Here is a 21,725-nt window from a genome sequence, read left to right as displayed (position 1 = left end):
AAACCGATTTATACAACAACGGCTGATCAAAAGTCTTTGGCTTTCGTTCAGCCGTTCTTTTTTATGATAACCAATATCCCTATGACAAGAAAACTTTTTTCGATGGCCTTGCTGGGACTGCCTCTATGTCCCGCACTGGCGCAGCAGGAAGCTGCCCATAAGCCCTATAATATTGTGTATATCATGACGGATGATCATACAGCACAGATGATGAGCTGTTATGACCAGCGTTATGTGGAGACCCCGAATCTGGACCGCATTGCCAACGACGGAGTCAAGTTCGTCAATAGCTTTGTGGCCAATTCTCTTTCCGGACCGAGCCGTGCCTGTATGTTTACCGGAAAGCATAGCCATAAGAACGGTTTTACACACAATGAGAACGGAATTTTTGACGGAAGCCAGCAGACAATGCCTAAACTGCTGCAGAAAGCCGGCTATCAGACAGCCATTATCGGAAAGTGGCATCTGGTAAGTCTGCCAACCGGATTCGATTATTGGAATATTCTGCCGGAGCAGGGCGATTATTATAATCCGCGCTTTATTACGATGCAGAATGATACCGTGGTAGAGAAAGGCTATCTGACCAATATCATCACCGACAAGAGTATCGATTGGATGGAGAACCAGAGAGACAAGAGTAAACCGTTTATTCTGTTTATCCATCATAAGGCATGCCACCGGAACTGGCTGCCCGAAATGAAGTATCTGAATGAGTACGAAGACAAGACTTTCGCGCTTCCGGATAATTTCTACGACGATTATGCCGGCCGCAAGGCTGCTGCCGCTCAGGAAATGGAGATTGCGAACAACGACCACATGGATATTGTCTACGATACAAAGATTTACAAGCCGGGACAGAAAACGAGATTGTCTGCCAATTATGAGGCTATGATCAACCGCATGGACCCGCAGGACCGTGTCCGTTACGACAGCCTTTATAATGCCATCACTGCCGATTTTGAGAAAAAGAATCCTCAGGGCAAGGAACTGGCTGAATATAAGTACCAGCGTTATATGCGTGACTATGCCAAGGTACTGAAGTCGCTCGATGACAACGTGGGCCGTGTACTGGACTATCTTAAGGAATCCGGTTTGCTGGATAACACTCTGGTGGTCTATACTTCCGATCAGGGATTCTATATGGGTGAGCACGGATGGTTTGACAAGCGCTTTATGTATGAAGAGTCTTTCAGTACTCCGCTGGTGATGCGCTTGCCGGACGGACTGAATGCCCGTGGTGAAATCAAGGAGATGGTGCAGAATATTGATTATGCGCCTACATTCCTGGATTTGGCCGGTGCTCCGATTCCTGATGATATTCAGGGAGAGTCTCTGTTGCCGCTGCTGAAGGGTGAGCACCCGAAGAACTGGAGAAAGAATCTTTATTATCACTTTTATGAATATCCGGCCGAACACATGGTGAAGCGCCATTACGGTATCCGTACCGAGCGTTATAAACTGATTCATTTCTACAATGATATCGACGAATGGGAACTGTATGATCTGAAGAATGATCCGAAAGAAATGAACAATATTTACGGAAAGAAAGGTACGGAAAAGATTACGAAGGAACTGAAAAAGCAGCTTTGGGATTTGCAGATTCAGTATGACGATCCGATTCGCAACAAATATCCGCTGAATAAGTAAAGAATTCTTTCGGATGCCCTTGTTTAATTTATGTAAAAAAAACAAGTGTATACATTTAACTGTCAAATCATTTTGGTAACTTTGAAGTTCTAAAAAATATATAATATGCTTACTCAAATTATCAATGCAAAGATCCTTACTCCACAGGGATGGTTGAAGGATGGTTCTGTAATTATACGTGACAACAAGATTCTTGAGGTGACCAATTGCGACCTGGCCATTATCGGTGCCGAAGTGATTGACGCCAAGGGTATGTACGTAGTGCCGGGTGGTGTAGAAATGCACGTACACGGTGGTGGTGGCCGCGATTTCATGGAAGGTACCGAAGATGCGTTCCGCGAGGCTGTTGCTGCTCATGCAAAGCACGGTATGACTTCAATTTTCCCGACTCTGTCTTCTTCAACAGTGCCTATGATCGAGAAGGCTGTTGAAACCTGTAACAAGTTGATGGCTGAGAAAGACAGCCCTATCCTGGGTCTTCACCTGGAAGGTCACTACCTGAACATCAAGAAGGCCGGAGGTCAGCTTCCGGAGAACATTAAGGATCCGGATCCTAACGAGTATATTCCAATCGTAGAGAACTCTCCTTGTCTGGCACGTTGGGATGCCGCACCGGAACTTCCGGGAGCCATCCAGTTCGGTAAGTATTGTGCTGCCAAGGGTATTTTGCCTTCAATTGCACATACTCAGGCTGAGTTCAAGGATGTGAAGGCTGCTTATGAAGCCGGCTTTACACACGTGACTCACTTCTATAACGCCATGCCGGGCTTCCACAACAAGCGTGAGTACAAGTACGAGGGTACTGTAGAGAGCGTTTATCTGTTGGACGACATGACTGTAGAGTGTGTAGCCGACGGAATTCACGTTCCTCCAACCATCTTGCGTATGGTTTACAAGATCAAGGGTGTGGAGCGCATGGCTTTGATTACCGACGCTTTGGCTTGTGCTGCCAGCGACAGCGACAAGGCTTTCGACCCACGTGTCATCATCGAGGACGGTGTGTGCAAGCTTTCTGACCGTTCTGCGTTGGCTGGAAGTATCGCTACTACTGACCGCCTGATCCGCACGATGGTAGAGCAGGTAGAGGTTCCTTTGGAAGATGCTATCAGAATGGTTTCCGAGACTCCTTCCAAGATCATGAACGTGTACGACCGCAAGGGTTCTTTGGCCAAGGGCAAGGATGCTGATATCCTGATTCTGGATGAGGCTTTGAATATCCGTTGCATCTGGCAGATGGGTAAGATCATCGAGAATACTCTGTTCTAAGAGAATCTGAAATATGGGAGCTGTGCCTGACAAAAGGGCACAGCTCTTTTTTTATGCGCTTTCCGGGGTGCCGTCTTTCCACTATTCCATTTCTCCCGAACGCTGGTATTATTTATGAAAAAAACTTTTTTTATTTTAGGATACGCATAAGATTCGTTATCTTTGAGATATGTTAGAAATCTAAACCATAAACCCCTATGATGCGTAGTTACAGCTTCTTGAAAATGTTCCGGAAATATGTCACTTCGAGTGTGATGTTGGTTCTGGCTACTATTCTTGCATTGATTATTGCGAATTCCAGTCTGAGTCATACTTATACCAGCTTTTGGAATCTTCCGATGTCATTATCTATCGGAAACTTCAATCTTTTCAGTCACGGAGGAACCACACTCACGGTTATGGAGTTTATCAACGACTTTCTGATGGTGGTGTTCTTCTTTTCTGTAGGTCTGGAAATCAAGCGCGAGATTCTGGTGGGAGAGCTTTCTTCGGTGAAAAAGGCGCTTTTGCCCGTGATAGGAGCTATAGGCGGTATGCTTGTGCCGGTGCTGGTGTTCTGGCTGGTCAGTCCCGATGATCCGACGATGCTGCGTGGAGCAGCCATTCCGATGGCCACGGATATTGCTTTTTCTTTGGGTGTTCTTTCAACTTTCGGAAATCGGGTACCTCTGTCGCTGAAAGTATTTCTGGCGGCTCTGGCTGTAGCCGATGACTTAGGGGGCATTCTGATTATTGCCTTGTTCTATACCACGGAGATACATCTGAATTTTCTGCTTTATGCTCTGATTCTTATTGCCATTCTGATTTTCGGTAATATGAAAGGGGTACGGTCCAAGTTCTTCTATATCTTTGTCGGCGTTTTCGTCTGGTATTGTTTTCTGAATTCGGGAATACATGCTACGATAGCCGGTGTTATTGTGGCCTTCTGCATTCCGGCCACCTTGAAGCGTACTCCTACTTTCTTTATCGAACGCATCCGTAGGAGAATCAACCAGTTTCCGGTGAACAATATTGAGAAAGGCTGCAAGGCACCGATATTGACCGACGATCAGATCGGTATCCTGAAAAGCATAGAGAATGCCTCAGACCATATTATCAGCCCCCTGCAGGATATGGAAGACTCCCTGCATACTCCGATTAACTACATTGTGATTCCGGTGTTTGCCTTTGCCAATGCCGGTATTGTGCTGGAGGGTATGTCTTTGGCCAATCTGTTCTCCGGAGTGGGACTGGCCGTGTTTCTGGGTTTGGTTATCGGTAAGTTTATCGGTGTGTTCTCCTTCTCCTGGATGGCTATCAAACTGGGACTTGTGAAAAAGCCTTCGGGCGCCGACCTCAAATCCTTTGCCAGTGTCTGCGCATTGAGTGGAATCGGTTTTACGGTAGCCATGTTTATTGCCGATTTGTCATACGACAGCACGATGCCACAAACGGCCATATTGCTCAGTGATGCCAAGATTGGAATTTTGTGCGGTTCGCTGCTGTCCGGTATTATCAGCTGGCTGCTGTTGAATCACAACCTGCCACGCCCTGTATCTGACCCCAAACAATCTTAAAACATAAAAGCGATTTATATTATTAATTACATGAGAACATGAAAAAAGTTACCCTTTTTGCTGCTGCCCTGGCAGTCCTTTCCACAGGAAATATATGGGCACAGGAGTCCGTGAATCTCACTCCATTACCAAAAGAGATTCAGATGGGACAAGGAACATTGACCTTGCCGCAGAAATTCAGCATCAATATTAACGGTCTGGCCGACTCTGTTAAAGTAGAGGCCGAGAAGTTTGTAGAATGTTATACGAAGGTATCCGGTGCTGATGTCACTATCGTGGATCAGGGCGATGCTTCTTCTATAATTAACCTGAACCTGAATACGGGAGCCAATAATCTGGGTCCGGAGGCTTACAAGTTGAAGATCACCGAGCAGAACATTGCCATCGAGGCAGAAACAACCCGCGGCTTTTACTATGCTTTCCAGAGCTTGAAGAAACTGTTGCCTCCTTGTGTCATGGCCGGAGTGAAAGACCCGAATGTCACTACTTTCATTTTGCCGGTGGTGGACATTAATGACGCACCGAAGTTCCAGTACCGTGGATATATGCTCGATGTATGCCGTCATTTCTTCACGGTGGATGAAATCAAGCGCATATTGGACGTGATGTCTTATTACAAGATGAACAAATTCCACTGGCATCTGACCGAAGACCAGGGATGGCGCGTTGAGATCAAGAAATATCCGAAACTGACCAGTGTAGGAGGAGTGCGCGAGTTCTCTTGGAACACGGAATATATACCGGGCGGCCAGCGTTACCGCACCTATGAGCCCTACGGTCCTTACTTCTACACTCAGGAAGAGATTAAGGATGTGGTAAAATATGCTCAGGAGCGTCATATCGACATCATTCCAGAAGTGGATATGCCGGGACACTTTGCCGCTGCGATGACTGCTTATCCCGAATATAGCTGTAATCCTCAGGGTTCACATTACGTTTGGTGCGATGGTGGTATTTCTTCCGACGTGCTGAATGTGGCTAATCCCGAAGGCGTTCAGTTTGCCAAGGACATTATGACCGAGCTGATGGCGTTGTTCCCCTATCCTTGTTTCCACATCGGTGGAGACGAATGCCCCACTTCTGCCTGGGAAAGCAACAAGCAGTGCCAGGAGATGATGAAGGAATATGGTTATACCAACTATCGTCAGTTGCAAAGTCATTTCATTCATGAATTGGCCGATCACGCTGCTGCTCATGGCAAGAAACTGTATGTTTGGAACGAGGCTATTACCGCAGGAGGAGCCGATGTAGAAATGATTAAAAAAGCCGGTGCTACCGTGATGTGCTGGACCGGTGCCGATGCTGCGGCGAAGAAAGCAGCTGAGTTGGGCTTGAACAATGTGCTGACTCCTCAGCCTACCTTATACATTAACCGTAAGGCAGGAACCGACCCGAGTGAACCGCATGCTGTGGGAGGCGGTAACGATGCCACCTTGCAGCAAGTATATGGCTACAATCCAAGCAATGGAGTGGCTGCCAATTTGCAGAAATACTACACCGGTGTGCAGGGAACATTCTGGACCGAGCATGTTTCCGAGGCCGGTCATGTGGAATATCTTACTTTCCCGCGTCTGATGGCTATCGCCGAAACCGGATGGTCACCAACCGAGAAGAAGAACTTTAATGACTTCTGCAACCGTATGAAGCAGGATACCGTACTGCTGAACTATAATAACTATCAGTATGCCCCTTACTATATTAAGGACATGAACAGTTCTGAGGTGGTTCTGCCGGTTTCTTCTACATTGGAAAAGAAGGTGTGGTATCGCCTGGTGACTATGGCCAGCGATCAGCGCGATAATATGTGTGTGGAACTGCTGCGCGAAGGTGCTTCACAGATTTCTCAGTATGGTGACAAGGGAGCACAGGCCGGACGCCTTTGGAGTGGTGCCATGGTGGCTGAAGGAAACGAAGCCTACGATTATCAGTGGTGGGCTTTGGTAGAGGACCCGCAGAACAAAGGTAAATATGCTTTGGTCTGCAAGGCATTCCCGAACGGTTCCGTGAACTCTACGGCTACAGCTAACAGCAATACCGGCCGTTGGAGCTATGATCAGGAAGCCATGCACTATAACTTTAAGATCGTGACCGGGTCTTACTACGGACAGAACGGCGACAATTACTATTATGCCATCCAGAGTGATCAGCATACCAATAATTACTTCAATATGGGTGCCGGCGGTCAGGGTTATGCTATCAATCTTTATGCCGATCCAAAAGATGGTAATGGCGGTCTTTGGGAATTCCAGCCTTTGGACCGAAGCCAGACAATCAGTCTGGAGGGACTGATCGGCGAAGCTAAGTCACTTCTGGCAAATGCTGTATGTTATGAAACCGGAAATCCGCAAATCGGTAAATACGATCAGGCCAAAGCAGATGAACTGAAAGCGGTAATCGAGAAGGAAGATGTTACTGCCGAGGAAATCCAGACAGCCATACAGACAATGGAGGCTACTTTGGGTGTGCCGCAGGATGGTGACCAGATTCGTATTACCAATGCTGTGGAAGGAAGCTACAAAGGCTTGTCAATCTCAGAACAGGAAGGTCTGCTCAAGACTTCCGATTCAAAATGGTGTTCCGACATCTGGGTTGTGGAGAACAGTGCCGAGAATAGCTTTGCCTTGAAGAATCTGGTTTCCGGCAAGTATATCAACGGTAATGCTAACCCGCTGACACTGGGAACAGCGCCGACAGCCTATAAATACAGCTTCAACCCGTCTTATCAGGACTTTACGCTGGCTACTGCCGAGAATAAGGCTTTGTTCCCGGTATCTGCCAATTACTCAACTAATCCTGGATGTATTTATGTAGATGGTGTACGTCCGCAGGGAGCAGCTTGGAAGATGGATAAGGTATGGCAGGTGAAATATGAATGTGTGGATGCCGACGGTAACACACTGGGCACTTATGTTGAGGCTGTGGCCGATGGTGCAAACGTAACCTGCAAGGCTCCGGAGATTCCGAATTTTGAGGTTGTAAGCTATGGCGATGCTCAGACAGAAGCTCCTGTTGTGGAGAATATCAGCCAGAACCAGACCGTGAAGGTAGTTTATAAGAGAATAGCCTATGCCTTGTCTTTTGAGTATCGCGATGAAAATGGCAATTTGCTGGATATTCAGAAGGATACCGTCAAGACCGGGGAGAGCATCGAGATAGTATATCCGGAACTTCCTTATTATACCTTTAAGGAGGCTGCAATTCCTGCCGGAAGCTATACTCCGAGCCAGGATGAAATCATCACGGCTACTTATGGCACAGAGGCTTTGTACTGTGGATTCAAGGCTGTAGGTGAAGCGGTTACCAAACTGGAGGCCGGCAAACAATATCTGTTCTTCGATGCTACATCAGCCGAAGACCGCAAAGGCTTTATCAATGTGGCAGCCAACGGTCAGGTGCTGACAACCAAAGCCACAGAGGGTGCTCCTGCTTATATCTGGACTTTGACAGCCGGTGCTTCAGAGAACCAGTTTAAGGTGATGAGCTACAACGAGAAGTATATTCCTGCTTTGCCAAACGGTAGTGCCGTAACTGTGGGCAATAATGGCGATACCTTTACTTTCACTTTGAATGCAGATAACGTGACCTGGACGATTCAGGGTACAAACGGAAAATACTGGAATGGTAATGCCGGAAGCATGACCGGATGGTCAGGTGCTCATCCTTATAAGGCTTATTCTTTTGTAGCTGTTCCATATTTCGAAGTGAAGTGCAACTATGTGGATGATAACGGCAATGCGATTACTGCCGTACCTGCTACAACAACGATTATCAAGGCTGGTGATGCTTATACATTGAATGCTCCGGAACTGGATGGTTATGAGGCACCGACTGTAAATGTATCGGCCGAACAGCTTGCTGTCGTTGGTGAGAATCTGGATATTCAGGTGGTTTATAAGAAACTCAGCACCGGTATCGGTCAGATAGAGGTTACCGGCAAGGGTGACGGAAAACTCTACGACTTGAACGGACGTGAGTATAAGAAAGTTACCGTACGTGGTATCTACATTGAAAACGGTCAGAAGGTAATTAAAAAATAACTTTGTGATTGTTGGATTGAAATAATGAGGAGTTAAGCCTCCTTATAAACAAAAAGAATCATATCAGAACTCTGTGAATGAGAGTGATGATATGATTCTTTTTTATTGCCTGTTTCAGCATTTCTTTCTCGGACTAAAGTTCCTGTTCCAGTCCGCCGTCTTTGATCCATTGCATGACATTGGCCGGTGGTCTTTCATTCTTGAGCTCTTCTTTCATAAAGTCCATGTATGGAGCCACATGCTTGAAGAACTGATGGTATCCGGCGCACAGATAGTTCTGTCCGCTTTCTCCATCTTTGGAAAGGGCGAACCTGTTTTTCGGGCATTCGCCGTGGCAGGCAAACAGAAACTCGCAGTTCTTGCATTGTTGGGTCAGGGCAGATTTCTTGGCCTCGCCGAACTTGAGCTGTTTCTCGCTGAACATCATTTCAATCAGATTCTTCTGATAAATGTTTCCCAGTTTGTATTCCGGAAACACAAAGTGGTCGCAACTGTAAACATCACCGTTGAATTCCATGATTCCGGCGTGTCCGCAGGTCTCAGCCATGCTGCACAGTCCCGGGAGCACACCGACCCAGTTGGCCAGAGTGGCATCGAAAATCTGAATATAGTAGTCTCCCACATCATGACGCACCCATTCGTCGAAAATCGTGCACAGAAAGTTGCCCCATTGTTCGGGAGTAACGGAAAAGTCTGCCAGTTTGGCTTCCGCCCCTTCGGTCGGAGTGGCCAGGATACGGCCGTCGGGATGCTTGAAAATACGCTCTACAACGGGTGTGAACTGAATGTAGTGGCAGCCGATTTCCTTGAAGAAATGATAAAAGTCGAGCGGATAGTCGGCATTGTAGTCGTTGACTACGGCCATGGCATTCCATTCCACCTGATATTTGTTCAGCAGCTTGATGCCATTCATGACCTGTACGAACGAAGGTTTTCCTCTTTTTGATTTTCGGTATTCGTCATGAAACTCCTGAGGACCGTCGATAGAGACTCCGACCAGCCAGTTTTCGTCATGGAAGAAACGGCACCATTCTTCGGTGATCAGAGTTCCGTTGGACTGGATGGAGTTGGCGATTCTTCGTCCCCGTCCATACATTTTCTGGAACTTTACCGCCTTCTTATAGAAGTCAAGCGGACGCATCATGGTTTCTCCGCCATGCCATGTGAAGCATATTTCGGGAGTGGTCTGGCTGTTGATGTACTCTTTGATAAATCTTTCCAGCAACTCGTCGCTCATGATCTGTTTGGGAGTATGCTGGTAGAGTTTTGACTTTTCAGTATAGTAACAGTAATCGCAGGCCAGATTGCAGAGAGAACCGGCCGGCTTGGTCATGATATAGAGCGGTTTGCTAAGGGTATAGGTAGCTTTTTCCATAAATGGCATTTAAAATAGACATCCTGAATACAGGACTGGCTTTTGGAGCTGTCTGCCTGTATTCAGGATGCGTTTTCGTTATGATCAGATATAATCTGGGGCGAAGCGATTAAAGAGCATCTTTCTCGATGTCTTTGAAGTATTTGTAAGTGCCCACTTTCAATTCGTCGGTTGCAGCTTCATCACAAACGATGATACCGTGCTGGTGCAACTGCAGAGCGCTGATGGTCCACATCTGAGTGATGCCGCCTTCTACTGCATGATACAGAGCCTTAGCCTTGTTGTGGCCGTTGCACAGAATCAGAACTTCCTTGGCAGCCATTACAGTACCTACACCTACAGTCAAAGCGTGCAAAGGTACATTGTTCGGATCGCCACCGAAGAAGCGTGAGTTGGCAATACGTGTATCAGTAGTCAGAGTCTTAACACGAGTGCGTGAAGTCAGAGAAGAACCAGGCTCGTTGAATGCGATGTGTCCGTCAGGACCGATTCCACCGATGAACAAATCAATGCCACCAGCCTCTTCGATCATCTTCTCGTAGTTGGCACATTCTGCTTCCAGATCTTCTGCGTTACCGTTCAGGATATGGATGTTTTCTTTTGGGCAATCGATGTGGTTGAACAGGTTGTTGGCCATGAAAGAATGATAGCTTTCCGGGTGAGATTCCGGTAGTCCTACGTACTCGTCCATGTTGAAGGTAACCACATTCTTGAAGCTTACTTTACCTGCTTTGCAAGCCTCTACCAATGCCTTGTACATGCCGATTGGAGATGAACCGGTAGGCAATCCCAGAACGAATGGCTTTTCCGGAGTTGGGTTTGCAGCGTTGATTTTATTAATGACGTAATTGGCAGCCCATTGTGACAGCTGATCATAGTTTGGCTCAATAATAACTCTCATAACTTTGTCTTTTAATAATTAATGTACATTACTGTTACAAAGGTAGTAATTGTAAAAGATATAATGAAATTTTTTCGTTGAATTTATTCAGCCAGTTTGTTTTTCTTTAATCAGTATTCTCTTTAAAACTTTAACATAAGAAAATTGGAGATTTTTGGCTTTTTCTTTTAATTTGCATTGTTATACTGAATACAATAATGAACGGAATCATGATTTCAGGGAAAAAATTTAGTCTCAAAAAAATTAGCTTGTTTGGGTCTTTGTTGTTATCAGTGGGAATGCAGGCCCAACAGAATTCCAAGCCCAATATAATTTTTATTCTATGTGATGATATGGGTTACGGAGATCTGGCTTGTTACGGTCAGAAATATATAAAGACTCCGAATCTGGACAAGATGGCTTCGGAGGGTATGTTATTTACACAGGCTTATGCCGGCAGTCCCGTCAGTGCACCTTCCCGTGCCAGCTTGATGACCGGACAACATACCGGACATACTGAAGTACGCGGAAACAAGGAATATTGGTCCGGACAGGTTCAATACGGAAGGAATACCGATTATGCCGTTGCCGGACAGCATCCTTATGATCCGGATCATGTGATTCTTCCTGAAATCATGAAAGATTTAGGATATACTACCGGAATGTTCGGCAAGTGGGCCGGAGGATATGAAGGCTCTGTCTCTACGCCGGATAAGCGTGGAGTAGATGAGTATTACGGTTTTATCTGCCAGTTCCAGGCTCATTTGTATTATCCGAACTTCTTGAACCGTTACAGTAAGGCTTTGGGTGATACCGGAGTGGTACGTGTTGTGATGGATGAAAATATCAAATATCCGATGTTGGGTTCTGAATATGGTCGTCGTCCTCAATATTCGGCACGTATGATTCATGAGAAGGCGATGGAGTGGTTGGATAAGCAGACTGCCGATCAGCCGTTCTACGGATTCTTTACCTATACCTTGCCGCATGCAGAACTGGTTCAGCCGGGAGATTCTATTCTGGACTATTATCTGGAGCAGTTCAAGAACGACAAGAATTTCAAGGGTGCTGACGGTTCCCGATATAATGCAGTGGCCAATGTGCACGCTCAGTTTGCAGCCATGATAACCCGCTTGGACAGTTATGTAGGCGAGATTATGCAGAAACTGGAAGAAAAAGGACTCGCTGAGAATACTTTGGTGATCTTCTCTTCGGATAACGGTCCTCATGAGGAAGGTGGAGCCGATCCGTCATTCTTTGGACGGGATGGTAAACTGCGCGGTTTGAAGCGCTCTTGTCACGAAGGAGGTATCCGAGTACCTTTCATCGCCAAATGGCCGGGTAAGATTCCGGCAGGAGCCGTAAATGATCATCAGATCGCTTTCTATGACATCATGCCAACCTTCTGTGATTTGGCCGGAGAGAAGAACTACAAGAAAAAATACACAAACAAAGATAAGGCACAGGACTATTTTGACGGAATTTCCTTCGCTCCAACTTTATTGGGCAAGGACAAGAAACAAAAGAAACACCCTTATTTGTATTGGGAGTTTAACGAGACACAGCAGATTGCCGTACGTAAGGGAGACTGGAAACTGATTGTAAAATCAGGTAAGAGTGAACTTTACGATTTGGCCACAGATGTCCATGAAGATCATAATGTGGCTGACCAGCATCCTGAGATTGTTGCCGAGCTGAAAGAAATTGTGCGCAAGGAACATGTAGACAGTCCGATATTCCCGATAAAATTACCCGAATAAATATTATTAACTTAATTACCTATATTTATAATGAAAAAAACTACTTTATTTTCCTTGGCACTGGCCGCTGGACTAGCCCTTAGTCCTTCTTTGGCTGGAGCACAGACCAAGGTGACGCTGACCACAGCAAAGACAGCCGGAGCGGCATTTAGTTTTACAACTAATCCGGGTACTGTTACTGTTGATTGGGGAGATGGAACACCTGTTAGTATTACCAGTACAGGAGAACCGATACAAGGAGATCTGAAAGGTCAGACAATAACTGTATCTGCAGATAATCTTTGGTTCCTTGACTGTAGCTCTAATGAGTTGACCGCGATCAATGTTGCTGACGGTTCTTCTCTGAGCACTTTCTTCTGCTCAGATAACAAACTGACTACACTGGATTTGAATTCTATGCGTAATCTGGTGAACTTGGATTGTTCTGGTAATGAAGTAAGTTACTTGGGCTTGACTTTGATGAAGAGTCTGGAGACACTGAACTGTGCCAATAATCAATTGACCAGTTTGTCTTTGAGCGGTCCGTCAAATCTGAAGACTTTGATTTGTTCTGGTAACAAATTGTCTTCATTGACCTTGTCTACCGTTTCGGCTCTGGAAACTTTGTGGTGTCAGGACAACACCCTGAAGACACTGAATTTGAGCTCAAACAGAAACTTGAAGTCTGTAGTTTGTGACGACAATGAAATCTCTACCTTGAATATGTCAAACTGCACCGGTTTGGTGGACTTCTGGTGTGACAACAACAAACTGACTTCATTGAGCATGCAGAATAATGCAAATCTGCAGACTCTTTCTTGCTCAAACAATGAATTGACTACATTGACTATTCCGGCTGCAAACTCAAGCAATAAGTCTTTGGCTTTCTATTGCGACGGCAACAACCTGACCTTCGCTTCAATGCACTCTTTGGATAATATGGTAAATTCGGCGAATATGCTTTATTCTCCACAAGGTGCTTTCGCATTGCCTAAGACGCAGATCAAGGTGAACGAGCAGTTTACTCTGGATGGTCTGGATACAGATGCGGATGGCAATGCCACTTCACCTTCATATGTATGGAAGAACGGAGAGGAAGAACTTGTGAAAGGTTCTAATGCAGATTACACTGCACGAAGCAATATGTTTACATTCAAGAAGCCTTTCCAGGCTATTCATTGTGAAGTAACTTCACCTGAATTTCCGGGTTTGGTTTTGAGCAGTGAGAATTTGGCCGTATCTGATGGAACCGGTATCCAGGATATCATGGATGCCTATGGTTTCTCTTATGTTACAAACAATGGTACTATAACCATGAAATCCGGAAAGCCTTATCGTGTATCTATTTATACAGTGGACGGTAAGCAGGTATGGACCGGAATTGTAACAAACGAGGAGCAGGTTTCTTTAGGACACGGCATCTTCTTGGTTAACGGAGTTAAGATTTCTCTGTAATGTTCTCAAAATGAATTTTAAAGCGAATAAATGATGAATAAAAATATATTGTTTGCAGGAGTTTTGGCACTCCTTTCCACTTCAACAGCCTTGGCACAGAGTGCAACCGATAAGAATATAGTGTTGCTGGGTGCGCAGAAAATGTCCGTAGGCTATACGGATACAACATTCTTTGTTCCGGTTCTGACCAATCAGGAACTTGAAGTCAAGTCTTCTTCTGACTGGGTGACTCCAACCATTGAAAACAAACGTCTGAAAATAAAGGTTGCAACGAATAATGTTGCCATGGACAGAAATGCTACCATCACGATCTCTTCAAAGGACGGTGCTATGGCCCGTACATTCAAGGTAGATCAGGATCGTGAGGGATATGCTGCATTTGTTCCTACAGATGAGAAGGTTAAGGTCGCTTCTGCTACAGCTAGTGACAGTCAGTCTGGTGAAGGTATTGAGCGCACTTATGACGGCGATGTGTCTACTTTGTGGCACTCTCCTTATAATAACAACCAGGGAGGAGGTTTTCCTTTTACCCTGACTTATAATTTCAAGAATGTAGATCATATTGACTATCTTCGTTATGTACCTCGTACTTCTGGTGGTAGCAATGGAAACTTCAACGAAGTGGAGATTTACGTAAAATGTGCCGGTGATACAGATTACAAACAGGTCTACAAGGGAAGTTGGGGCGGCAAGTCTTCTTCAAGAGATGTTTCTTTTGAGACTCCATTAAAGAATCCGGAATCAATTCAGTTCAAGATCTTATCTGGATCCGGAAACTTTGCTTCATGTGCTGAGATGGAGTTCTATCAGAAGAAAGCCGATGATCCGAACACTGCCATTTTTGCCAGCGATTTGTGTGATGCTTTGAAAGAAGGAGTTACTCAAGATGAGATTAATGCATTGACCAATCCTTTCTGCAAGTTTGTAGCTCAGCAGTTGTATGACAATAAAGCCGAGTTTACCAAAGACAGAATTCAGGAGTATACTTGCCGTTTGTCTCCAGAAGCTCAGTCTGATTTGTTGAAAGCTCCGGGTAAGTATTATGATCATCTTCAGGGAGTAACCGGTATCAACATTAACAAAGGTACTCATGCAATCGCTGTTTCCGGATTGCCGGACGGTGAGTCACTGACCCTGAAAGTGGTTGCTTGGTTCCCGCAGGAGTTAAATGCTGAAGGTAATGGAGGAGGCCCGGTAGAGTATTCATATACTTTGCATAATGGTCTTAACTCTATTGAGTACAAGTCTGACTACGATGGACTGGCTTATATCGCTTATTACTCAGATACATATCCGGTAGATCATGCAAAATATCCGAATGTAAAGGTACACTTTATCAATGGAAATGTGAACGGTTATCTGACTCCAGACAAGACGAACGAGGAACTGGATGTAATTCTGAAGAATGCCAAGAACCGTTGTATCGACTTGGTGGGTAGTAAGGTTCACTCTGTATGGCAGGCCTCAGGTATGAGAAACTACTGTAAGGCTCTGGACGGAACTTCCAAGGGCTATGTTCAGTTTATGAATGTATTGGATACATTGGTAGACTGGGAGCACCACTTGCTGGGATTGAAGAAGTACAATCGTGTTCCGGACAACCGTACAATGGCTTATGTGAACTATACCTACTACATGTTCCAGGGTTATTACGGAGTATCTTTCAAATATGATTGTGAATCACGTGTTTTGAATTGTAAGACAATCATGAAGAATGATGGTGATGCTATTTGGGGCTTGAGCCACGAGTGGGGACACCAGCATCAGATGCAGCCTTATTTCTGTTGGGCAGGTCTGGGCGAAAGTTCTAATAACATGAACTCTTGTGAGAACGTTTTGCGTATGGGATATCACGATGACTGGCATGCCGGACGAATCAAGGGTGCATGGGAGAGTGCTTATAACTCATTCTTTGTAAATGTGAATGATACGGCAACTTCTGAACCACGCTTGCGTGCCTATAACAACATCAGCCGCTTCAGCTGGAGTTCTGCTGTTCAGGATGAGATCAGAGCACAGTATGCAAAATATTACAAGAATGGACGTTGGGAAATCCCTGCTATTGCAGAAGATGCCGAACACGGATTATCTACTCACGAAGTTTATGTAGAAGCCAATACAGCACCATTCTACATGTTGCATAACTACTTCAGCTATGTATCAGAAGATAAGTCAAAGGTTGACTATCAGCTGGATTTGTATGAGTCTTTGCGTCAGAATGACAATGAGAACGGTTCTGCAATCGAGACTTATGCCGATGGAAGCAAGAAGACAAAAGTTGATAAGTATGAACTGATTGCCAGTGCACAGAATGGTGTGAAAGGCAAATTGGATAAGCTGAAAGAACTCTATCCGAACACTTGCTGGTTGAAGTACATCAATGCAAACTCTAACTGCTGGCAGAACAGTGTGCCGTTTATCTTCAACTATATCCGCAAGGCTTCGTTGATCAGCGGTTACAACCTGTTCGACTATTTCGACAAGTTCGGATTCATGCGTACCATCATCATGTCTATCGATGACTATGGATTGAAGGATTACGCTATGATGGAGGATATGAAGGCTGAGTTCAAGGAAGATATGAAGGCTCTTGGCCTGAAGGAAGTTTCTGCCGACATGATGGAGAAGATGGCTCACTCTCCACTGCCAGTTTATGAGACTCCGAATATTCCAAATGAACCTGTGAAGAAGTAAAAATGATTATCACCTGATTTAGAGAAACGGTACAAGGTTTTTCCTTGTATCGTTTCTTTTTATGCCATTAAAATATAATACAATGAAATCATTCTTTTTATTAGTCGCTTTGGCGTGTGCTTCGACTGTTTTTGCCGACAATGAAATTCATGTTCGTGGAAAGGTTCAGTTTACCGATCCCGGATTTAAGATTGTGGCTTGTCGTTACGAAGGCTTTCAGAGAGATACTCTGGCAACCTGTGAGGTGCGTCCGGACCAGACTTACGAGATGAAGATTCCGGTGGATCGTCCGAGTGTAGTGACTCTGAACTGTGCCAACTGGCAGTCTGTAAATGTGTGGATGGAAGATGAGAACCTCGATGTGGATTTTCGCGGGAAGGACACGGCACGGATCAAAATCAAGAATCCGCCTTTTGTCTATATTAAGGGAGGAAAAAACAATGAGCTGATGAATTGGATCAACTTTGAGAGTTATCGTAACTATCAGCAGATGATAGCTGTGTCGCAGGCTGCCTATCGTGCCCAGTTCACTTCCGAAGATGAGCGTCAGTCCTTGTCCATGAAACTTTATGATCATGGAAACGAGAACTATGTAGAGCACCTCCGTTATCTGGTGAAGCATTATGCAGACCGTACTGCGGTGATGGCTGCCATACGGGGCTTGAATTTCGAAGAAGATTCTGTTTTGATTAAGCAGGCCTTGAATACGCTGAAAAAGGCCAATAGCGGAGCTACTGCACTTGCAGAAGCTTATATGAAGGAAAAAAGCGAAGCCTTGGCCCGTAAAAAACGGATGGAGCCGGGGAGCGTGCTGCCGGCTTTCGACTGTTTTTCAGAGGATGGAACGCCGGTACGGATTTCTGATTTCAAGGGTAAGGCTGTGGTGCTGGATTTCTGGGCCAGTTGGTGCGGTCCTTGCCGTCAGGAGATTCCGAATCTGAAAGCGGTATATGAAGAGTTTAAAGACAAAGGAGTGGCTTTCCTGAGTGTGTCTATCGACGGAAAGAAGGCAGACTGGACCAAGGCCCTTCAAGATGAACAGATGCCGTGGACCCAGGCTTGGGTGAAGGATTCCGGTAAGGCAGTAATGAATACCATGCAGTTCAGCGGCATTCCTTTTATTCTGGTTCTGGATCAGGAAGGACGGATTTACCGGAAAAATGTTCGCGGAAAGCAGATAAAGGATACCTTAAAGGAGGTGCTTGAAGGAAAGCCTGTTCAAAAACCGGCCAAATCGACCGTATCGGTAAGTATGGGCGCCATGATGTGACCCCTTGCCGTAGCTCTGTACGTAAAAAAAACTCGAGCATGATAAACAATTACCGTGCCCGAGTTTTTTTATTATCATGCTGATGATAATTTTCGTTCTTTATGATCTCTTCATTAAGGCTTGTAGTCTACTCGTTTGGCTTCCTGCTTGTAGATTACTTCCTTAAAGCTGTTCTCGTCGCATTTAAGCGCATCTTTTGTCAACTCCGGTACATTGTAGCTCTTGAGCAGTAAAATGTTATCCTGCGGGCTTTCCTGGGGAAGCATGAAAGCTTTATGGGCCTTTCCGGTCTTGTCGAAGTAAGCGATATACAAGCGGGTAAAGTTTCCGTCATCGCGCCGGCTGCTGAATACAATCCAGCGTCCGTTGCTGCTCCAGCAATGATAGCTGTCTACATCCTTGCTGTTGGCTGCCGAGAGAGCATAAGTGGTACTGTCCTGCAGATTTTTTACCCAAAGGTCAGAACTTTTATGCCAGATGTGGAACTGCCCGTAATCTCCTTTGGTGAAGAGCAGATACTTTCCGTCGGGGCTGATCCGCGGCACGGAAGCACTTTTTCCTTCGGCACTGCAGTTCACTACAAGCTGCGGATTGCTGAAAGACTCCTTTTTAGAATCGAAATCCAGGGACATGATGTTGTACTTGATTTCTTTATAGTGATTCAGGAAATACAGATAAGATTCCTCCTGATTCAGAGAATCCAGCTGAGGAACATGAGCGACACAATAGTACAGCTTGTCGCCCTGAGGGTTCCAGCAGGGGAAGTTCTCCAGATCGGTTTTGGTTTTCAGAACGTTTTTGATGCTTCGTTTGTCTACATTAAAGTATACCAGATCACTTTCTCCGTCCACGACCTCAACCTTTTCCTGATCCAGAATATGAAAACTCTGGCCTGTCATATTCGATGAAAAAGCGATGCTGTTCATCTTGGGATGCCAACTGGGATAGACAGAAGGGCCGAGGATAGAATCGTTTTTCATATCCAGCTTTTCGATTTTCTGTCCGTTGCAGATGATGGTTCCTCCATGGGCTCCTCGCACATGGAAGAGCATTTTCTCGGTAGAGTGATTCTGATAGTTATGGCAGTTTACGCAATGATTGTTTTCTAGATCGTGCACACGGTTGTTTTCGTAGATTGCTTTCTCCTCAAAACATTCCAGGTCTCTCTGATAAAGTCCCATCTGGCGGTAGAGCTCATATCCCGGCTCTATCAGTCGATAGGATACATAGCGGTCTATTTCTTCCGGTGCCACGTCAATGCGAAAGTCCTGATAACGCATCCATCCTTTCTCTGTTTCTGCAAAAATGTGGATGCTGATGCCTTTTCCGTGTTCATTTTTAATCAGGTCTTTCCACACCTTCTCATCAAAACGGATTTCGTTCATTTCGTTGGCAGGAATAACTACTGTCTGTTTGTTGGCACATACTTCTGCCAGAATATTTTTGGCCTGAATATCGACTCTGAAGTTCAAAGGTGCAATATTGGGAGGCACAATAATATCCTTATAGTCGGGAAATATGGCCAGAGAATCTTTGCTGTATTCGTAATTCTGTGGAATATTGTATTCCTTCTTGCAGCTGCCCAGCACAAACAGACTGGCAAGCGCAAGACTGATAAACAGTTTTTTATGCATAGTGACTTAGTTTACTCGTTGTTCGGTTTGTTTTTTCTGTTCGTTCTCAGGTGCGGCTTCTGCCTTTACATTACCAAAGTGATAGTAGTAAGGATAAAATCCCAGGAACTGTTCTTTGAGCTTTTGAGCACCTTCTTCGCGGTTTTGTTTGTATGGTCCGGCCAGCTGCATGAAGAGTGCATACTTTTGTTTTGTAAAGGCGTCGAACTGGAATACTTGCTCGATTCGGTTGTTCTTGTAGCTTTCCATAATCAGAGCGTCCTGTACATTCTGAGGCAGAGGACTGGTGTTGACCAGAGGCTCCGTACGTACCAGAAAGTCCGGCATCAGTTTGCTATACAGGCATGCTGCCAATGAGGCCTGCAAGGCATCCAGTGAGCGTCCTTGCAGCAACGCAATGTTGTAGCCCAGGAAAAGCGGCTCCCGGTAAAGAGTCTCAAAAGAATCGTTTACGGGGCGAAGCTTTAAGATATTGGCATAGCGCTGGTTTTTTTCGATCAGAGTCGGGTCGTCAAGAAACATTTCAATATGTTCTACAAAGGCTCCTTCAAAAGGCAGACACTTTAATATGTCCAGATATTTCTTGCAAACTTCTGTCTCTCCATTCAGCAGGGCTGATTCTGTAAGAATCTTTAAAATCAGTGCGGATGGACCGTCCATGGTCAAACGTTCCATGGCATTCCGATATGCTGTATTGGTCAGTCCGGCATAGAAGTTGCCGTCAGCCTCGTAATAAGCCGTTCCAAAGTCTTTATCATTATTTCGGTCGTGCAGATGCAGGTCGGCATAATTGTACTCCAAATCAAACAAGGATTGGGTGATCTGTCCGGTTTGCAGCAGGGCAATGGCATAGTAGGCTGCAATGGGACGTGCAGAAACACCGCATTCTTTTGCGGTCTCCTTCATTTCTTCCCAATCTTCCTTCTGCAATGCTTTTTGCATGTGGGCTGTGGGGCGTACATACGGGCGATATGTTTCATTCCATGCCACAAGCAGACACGGTATGAGTACGAGGATCACGCTCTCCCAAATGTTCTGTTTACGGTTGTTTTCTTCTGTTCGGAAGAAAGACAGAATCGGCTTTTTGCTGAAAGTTCTCATGAACAGGCTTTGAAGAACGAGGATAATCAGGATACACAGGGGGATGCCCAGAATCTTTCCGGTTTCTGCCTGATAGTAATTGTCATATCCTTGATAGAAGATATAGCCGAGCCAAACGGTGGTCGGCAAGAACTGAAGAAGGATCATTTTGCCCTTGAGACGGAATACATAAGCAAAAAGTCCGGAAATTAATGTGAACATAAGGGCTGTGACTGCGCTGCCGATTACAGGGTAGTAAAAGAGTTGCAAAGCAGCCCGTCCGAGCCACCAGAGATAACCGTAAGGGTAGTGGTCGGTGACGAACTTCATGAGAATGCCTTCTGTGGTAAAGAAACTGTTCTGTTGGGCTATATACAGGACGTCGCTGTAGTATAAGCCTAATAGGAACCAGCATATAAGAAAGTAAAGGATGTGGTTCCGGTAGGGGAGAAGTTTTGTCAGGAATATATTCTGTTTCATGCGCTTTTGATTTTGAGATTTATAGTGCAAAAGTAATAAAAAAACAAAAAGAGGAAGGTATTTCTACCTCCCTCTTTTCAATATTCTGTCAGATTCTAATTACTTAACTGCCACTTTCTTGTTACCTACGATGTAGATACCCTTGGCAAGTCCTTCAGTAGCCTCTGAAACCTTCACGTTCTTCTTAATCAGGATACCGTCAACGCTGTAAACATTAACCTTACCGGTCTGAGCGTCGATGATAGCGTCCTTGATAGCTGTTTCCAGATCGCCGGTCAAAGGAACGACGATAGTTCCCGGAGTCTCAGCGTTCTCGATCTTGGAAGCATCGATGTAAGCGCTGTTCCAACCGATCTGCTGGTCTTCTGTAGTTGCGTCAATTGACTGAACGCCCTTAGTTTCTTTAACAACACCGAAGCCCTTGGCCACCTTAGTACCGCTGTAGTAGTTACCGATCAAGCCGTTATAGCTGCTTGGAGTCTGAGCGATAGTCTTGGTTTCGTTCTTCGGGAACTGGATCAACATCTGAGTTGTATCAGCTGCAGTCGGTTCCTGTGAAACGCCCAGAGCTGCACCACCACCAATGTAGAAGAATGGCTGACCAGCCTCGAT

General features: G+C 45.4%; 12 protein-coding genes and 1 pseudogene. 8 read left to right on the top strand and 5 right to left on the bottom strand.

Going from position 1 to position 21,725, the window contains the following annotated elements:
- Nucleotides 1-81 precede the first annotated feature (81 nt).
- The 4 genes from DXA74_RS05000 (at nucleotide 82) to DXA74_RS04985 (ending at nucleotide 8,506) form a co-directional block, all read left to right on the top strand.
- On the top strand, nucleotides 82-1,647 hold the full coding sequence (locus tag DXA74_RS05000) for a sulfatase (protein ID WP_118525791.1): 1,566 nt from the start codon (nucleotides 82-84) through the stop codon (nucleotides 1,645-1,647).
- Between the two features lie 105 nt (nucleotides 1,648-1,752).
- Nucleotides 1,753-2,913, top strand: a complete 1,161-nt coding sequence (gene nagA / locus DXA74_RS04995; RefSeq protein WP_118525728.1) for an N-acetylglucosamine-6-phosphate deacetylase — start codon at nucleotides 1,753-1,755, stop codon at nucleotides 2,911-2,913.
- Nucleotides 2,914-3,113: 200 nt separating this feature from the next.
- Nucleotides 3,114-4,469 carry a Na+/H+ antiporter NhaA gene (nhaA, locus tag DXA74_RS04990; RefSeq protein WP_118525790.1) on the top strand — a complete coding sequence of 452 codons (1,356 nt, stop codon included), beginning with the start codon at nucleotides 3,114-3,116 and terminating at the stop codon, nucleotides 4,467-4,469.
- A gap of 38 nt (nucleotides 4,470-4,507) precedes the next feature.
- Nucleotides 4,508-8,506 (top strand): family 20 glycosylhydrolase, encoded by a 3,999-nt coding sequence (locus DXA74_RS04985; protein ID WP_118525727.1) that lies wholly within the window; start codon nucleotides 4,508-4,510, stop codon nucleotides 8,504-8,506.
- 133 nt (nucleotides 8,507-8,639) lie between these two features.
- Here DXA74_RS04985 and DXA74_RS04980 read toward each other — a convergent pair whose 3' ends face one another.
- Both DXA74_RS04980 and nagB read right to left on the bottom strand, forming a co-directional pair.
- Nucleotides 8,640-9,881, bottom strand: coding sequence for an anaerobic sulfatase-maturation protein (locus DXA74_RS04980; protein ID WP_118525789.1), 1,242 nt, complete (start codon nucleotides 9,879-9,881; stop codon nucleotides 8,640-8,642).
- A 109-nt stretch (nucleotides 9,882-9,990) separates the two neighbouring features.
- Nucleotides 9,991-10,782 carry a glucosamine-6-phosphate deaminase gene (gene nagB / locus DXA74_RS04975; protein WP_118525726.1) on the bottom strand — a complete coding sequence of 264 codons (792 nt, stop codon included), beginning with the start codon at nucleotides 10,780-10,782 and terminating at the stop codon, nucleotides 9,991-9,993.
- Between the two features lie 278 nt (nucleotides 10,783-11,060).
- Here nagB and DXA74_RS04970 point away from each other — a divergent pair, with 278 nt between their 5' ends.
- The 4 genes from DXA74_RS04970 (at nucleotide 11,061) to DXA74_RS04955 (ending at nucleotide 17,919) form a co-directional block, all read left to right on the top strand.
- A complete protein-coding gene (locus DXA74_RS04970; RefSeq protein WP_118525788.1) occupies nucleotides 11,061-12,521 on the top strand; it encodes an arylsulfatase in 1,461 nt (486 codons plus the stop codon).
- A gap of 30 nt (nucleotides 12,522-12,551) precedes the next feature.
- Nucleotides 12,552-13,955 carry a leucine-rich repeat domain-containing protein gene (locus DXA74_RS04965; RefSeq protein ID WP_147401037.1) on the top strand — a complete coding sequence of 468 codons (1,404 nt, stop codon included), beginning with the start codon at nucleotides 12,552-12,554 and terminating at the stop codon, nucleotides 13,953-13,955.
- 33 nt (nucleotides 13,956-13,988) lie between these two features.
- Nucleotides 13,989-16,649 (top strand): M60 family metallopeptidase, encoded by a 2,661-nt coding sequence (locus DXA74_RS04960; RefSeq protein ID WP_158576021.1) that lies wholly within the window; start codon nucleotides 13,989-13,991, stop codon nucleotides 16,647-16,649.
- Between the two features lie 82 nt (nucleotides 16,650-16,731).
- Nucleotides 16,732-17,919, top strand: coding sequence for a TlpA disulfide reductase family protein (locus DXA74_RS04955; RefSeq protein WP_158576020.1), 1,188 nt, complete (start codon nucleotides 16,732-16,734; stop codon nucleotides 17,917-17,919).
- A 113-nt stretch (nucleotides 17,920-18,032) separates the two neighbouring features.
- On the opposite strand, the gene DXA74_RS04950 is transcribed toward DXA74_RS04955, so the two are convergent.
- The 3 genes and pseudogenes from DXA74_RS04950 to DXA74_RS16295 all read right to left on the bottom strand — a co-directional run.
- The gene (locus tag DXA74_RS04950; protein WP_118525722.1) at nucleotides 18,033-19,553 is read right to left on the bottom strand and encodes a PD40 domain-containing protein; all 1,521 of its coding nucleotides are present in this window, start codon (nucleotides 19,551-19,553) and stop codon (nucleotides 18,033-18,035) included.
- Nucleotides 19,554-19,559: 6 nt separating this feature from the next.
- Nucleotides 19,560-21,113, bottom strand: coding sequence for a DUF6057 family protein (locus DXA74_RS04945; RefSeq protein ID WP_147401036.1), 1,554 nt, complete (start codon nucleotides 21,111-21,113; stop codon nucleotides 19,560-19,562).
- A 99-nt stretch (nucleotides 21,114-21,212) separates the two neighbouring features.
- Nucleotides 21,213-21,725: pseudogene (locus DXA74_RS16295) on the bottom strand (hypothetical protein); the annotation flags it as partial.

This window comes from Bacteroides sp. OF04-15BH, assembly GCF_003477995.1.
Classification (GTDB): Bacteria; Bacteroidota; Bacteroidia; order Bacteroidales; family Bacteroidaceae; genus Paraprevotella.
The sequence above is the reverse complement of the archived record's forward strand: the minus strand, read 5'-3'. Positions and strand labels throughout refer to the sequence as shown.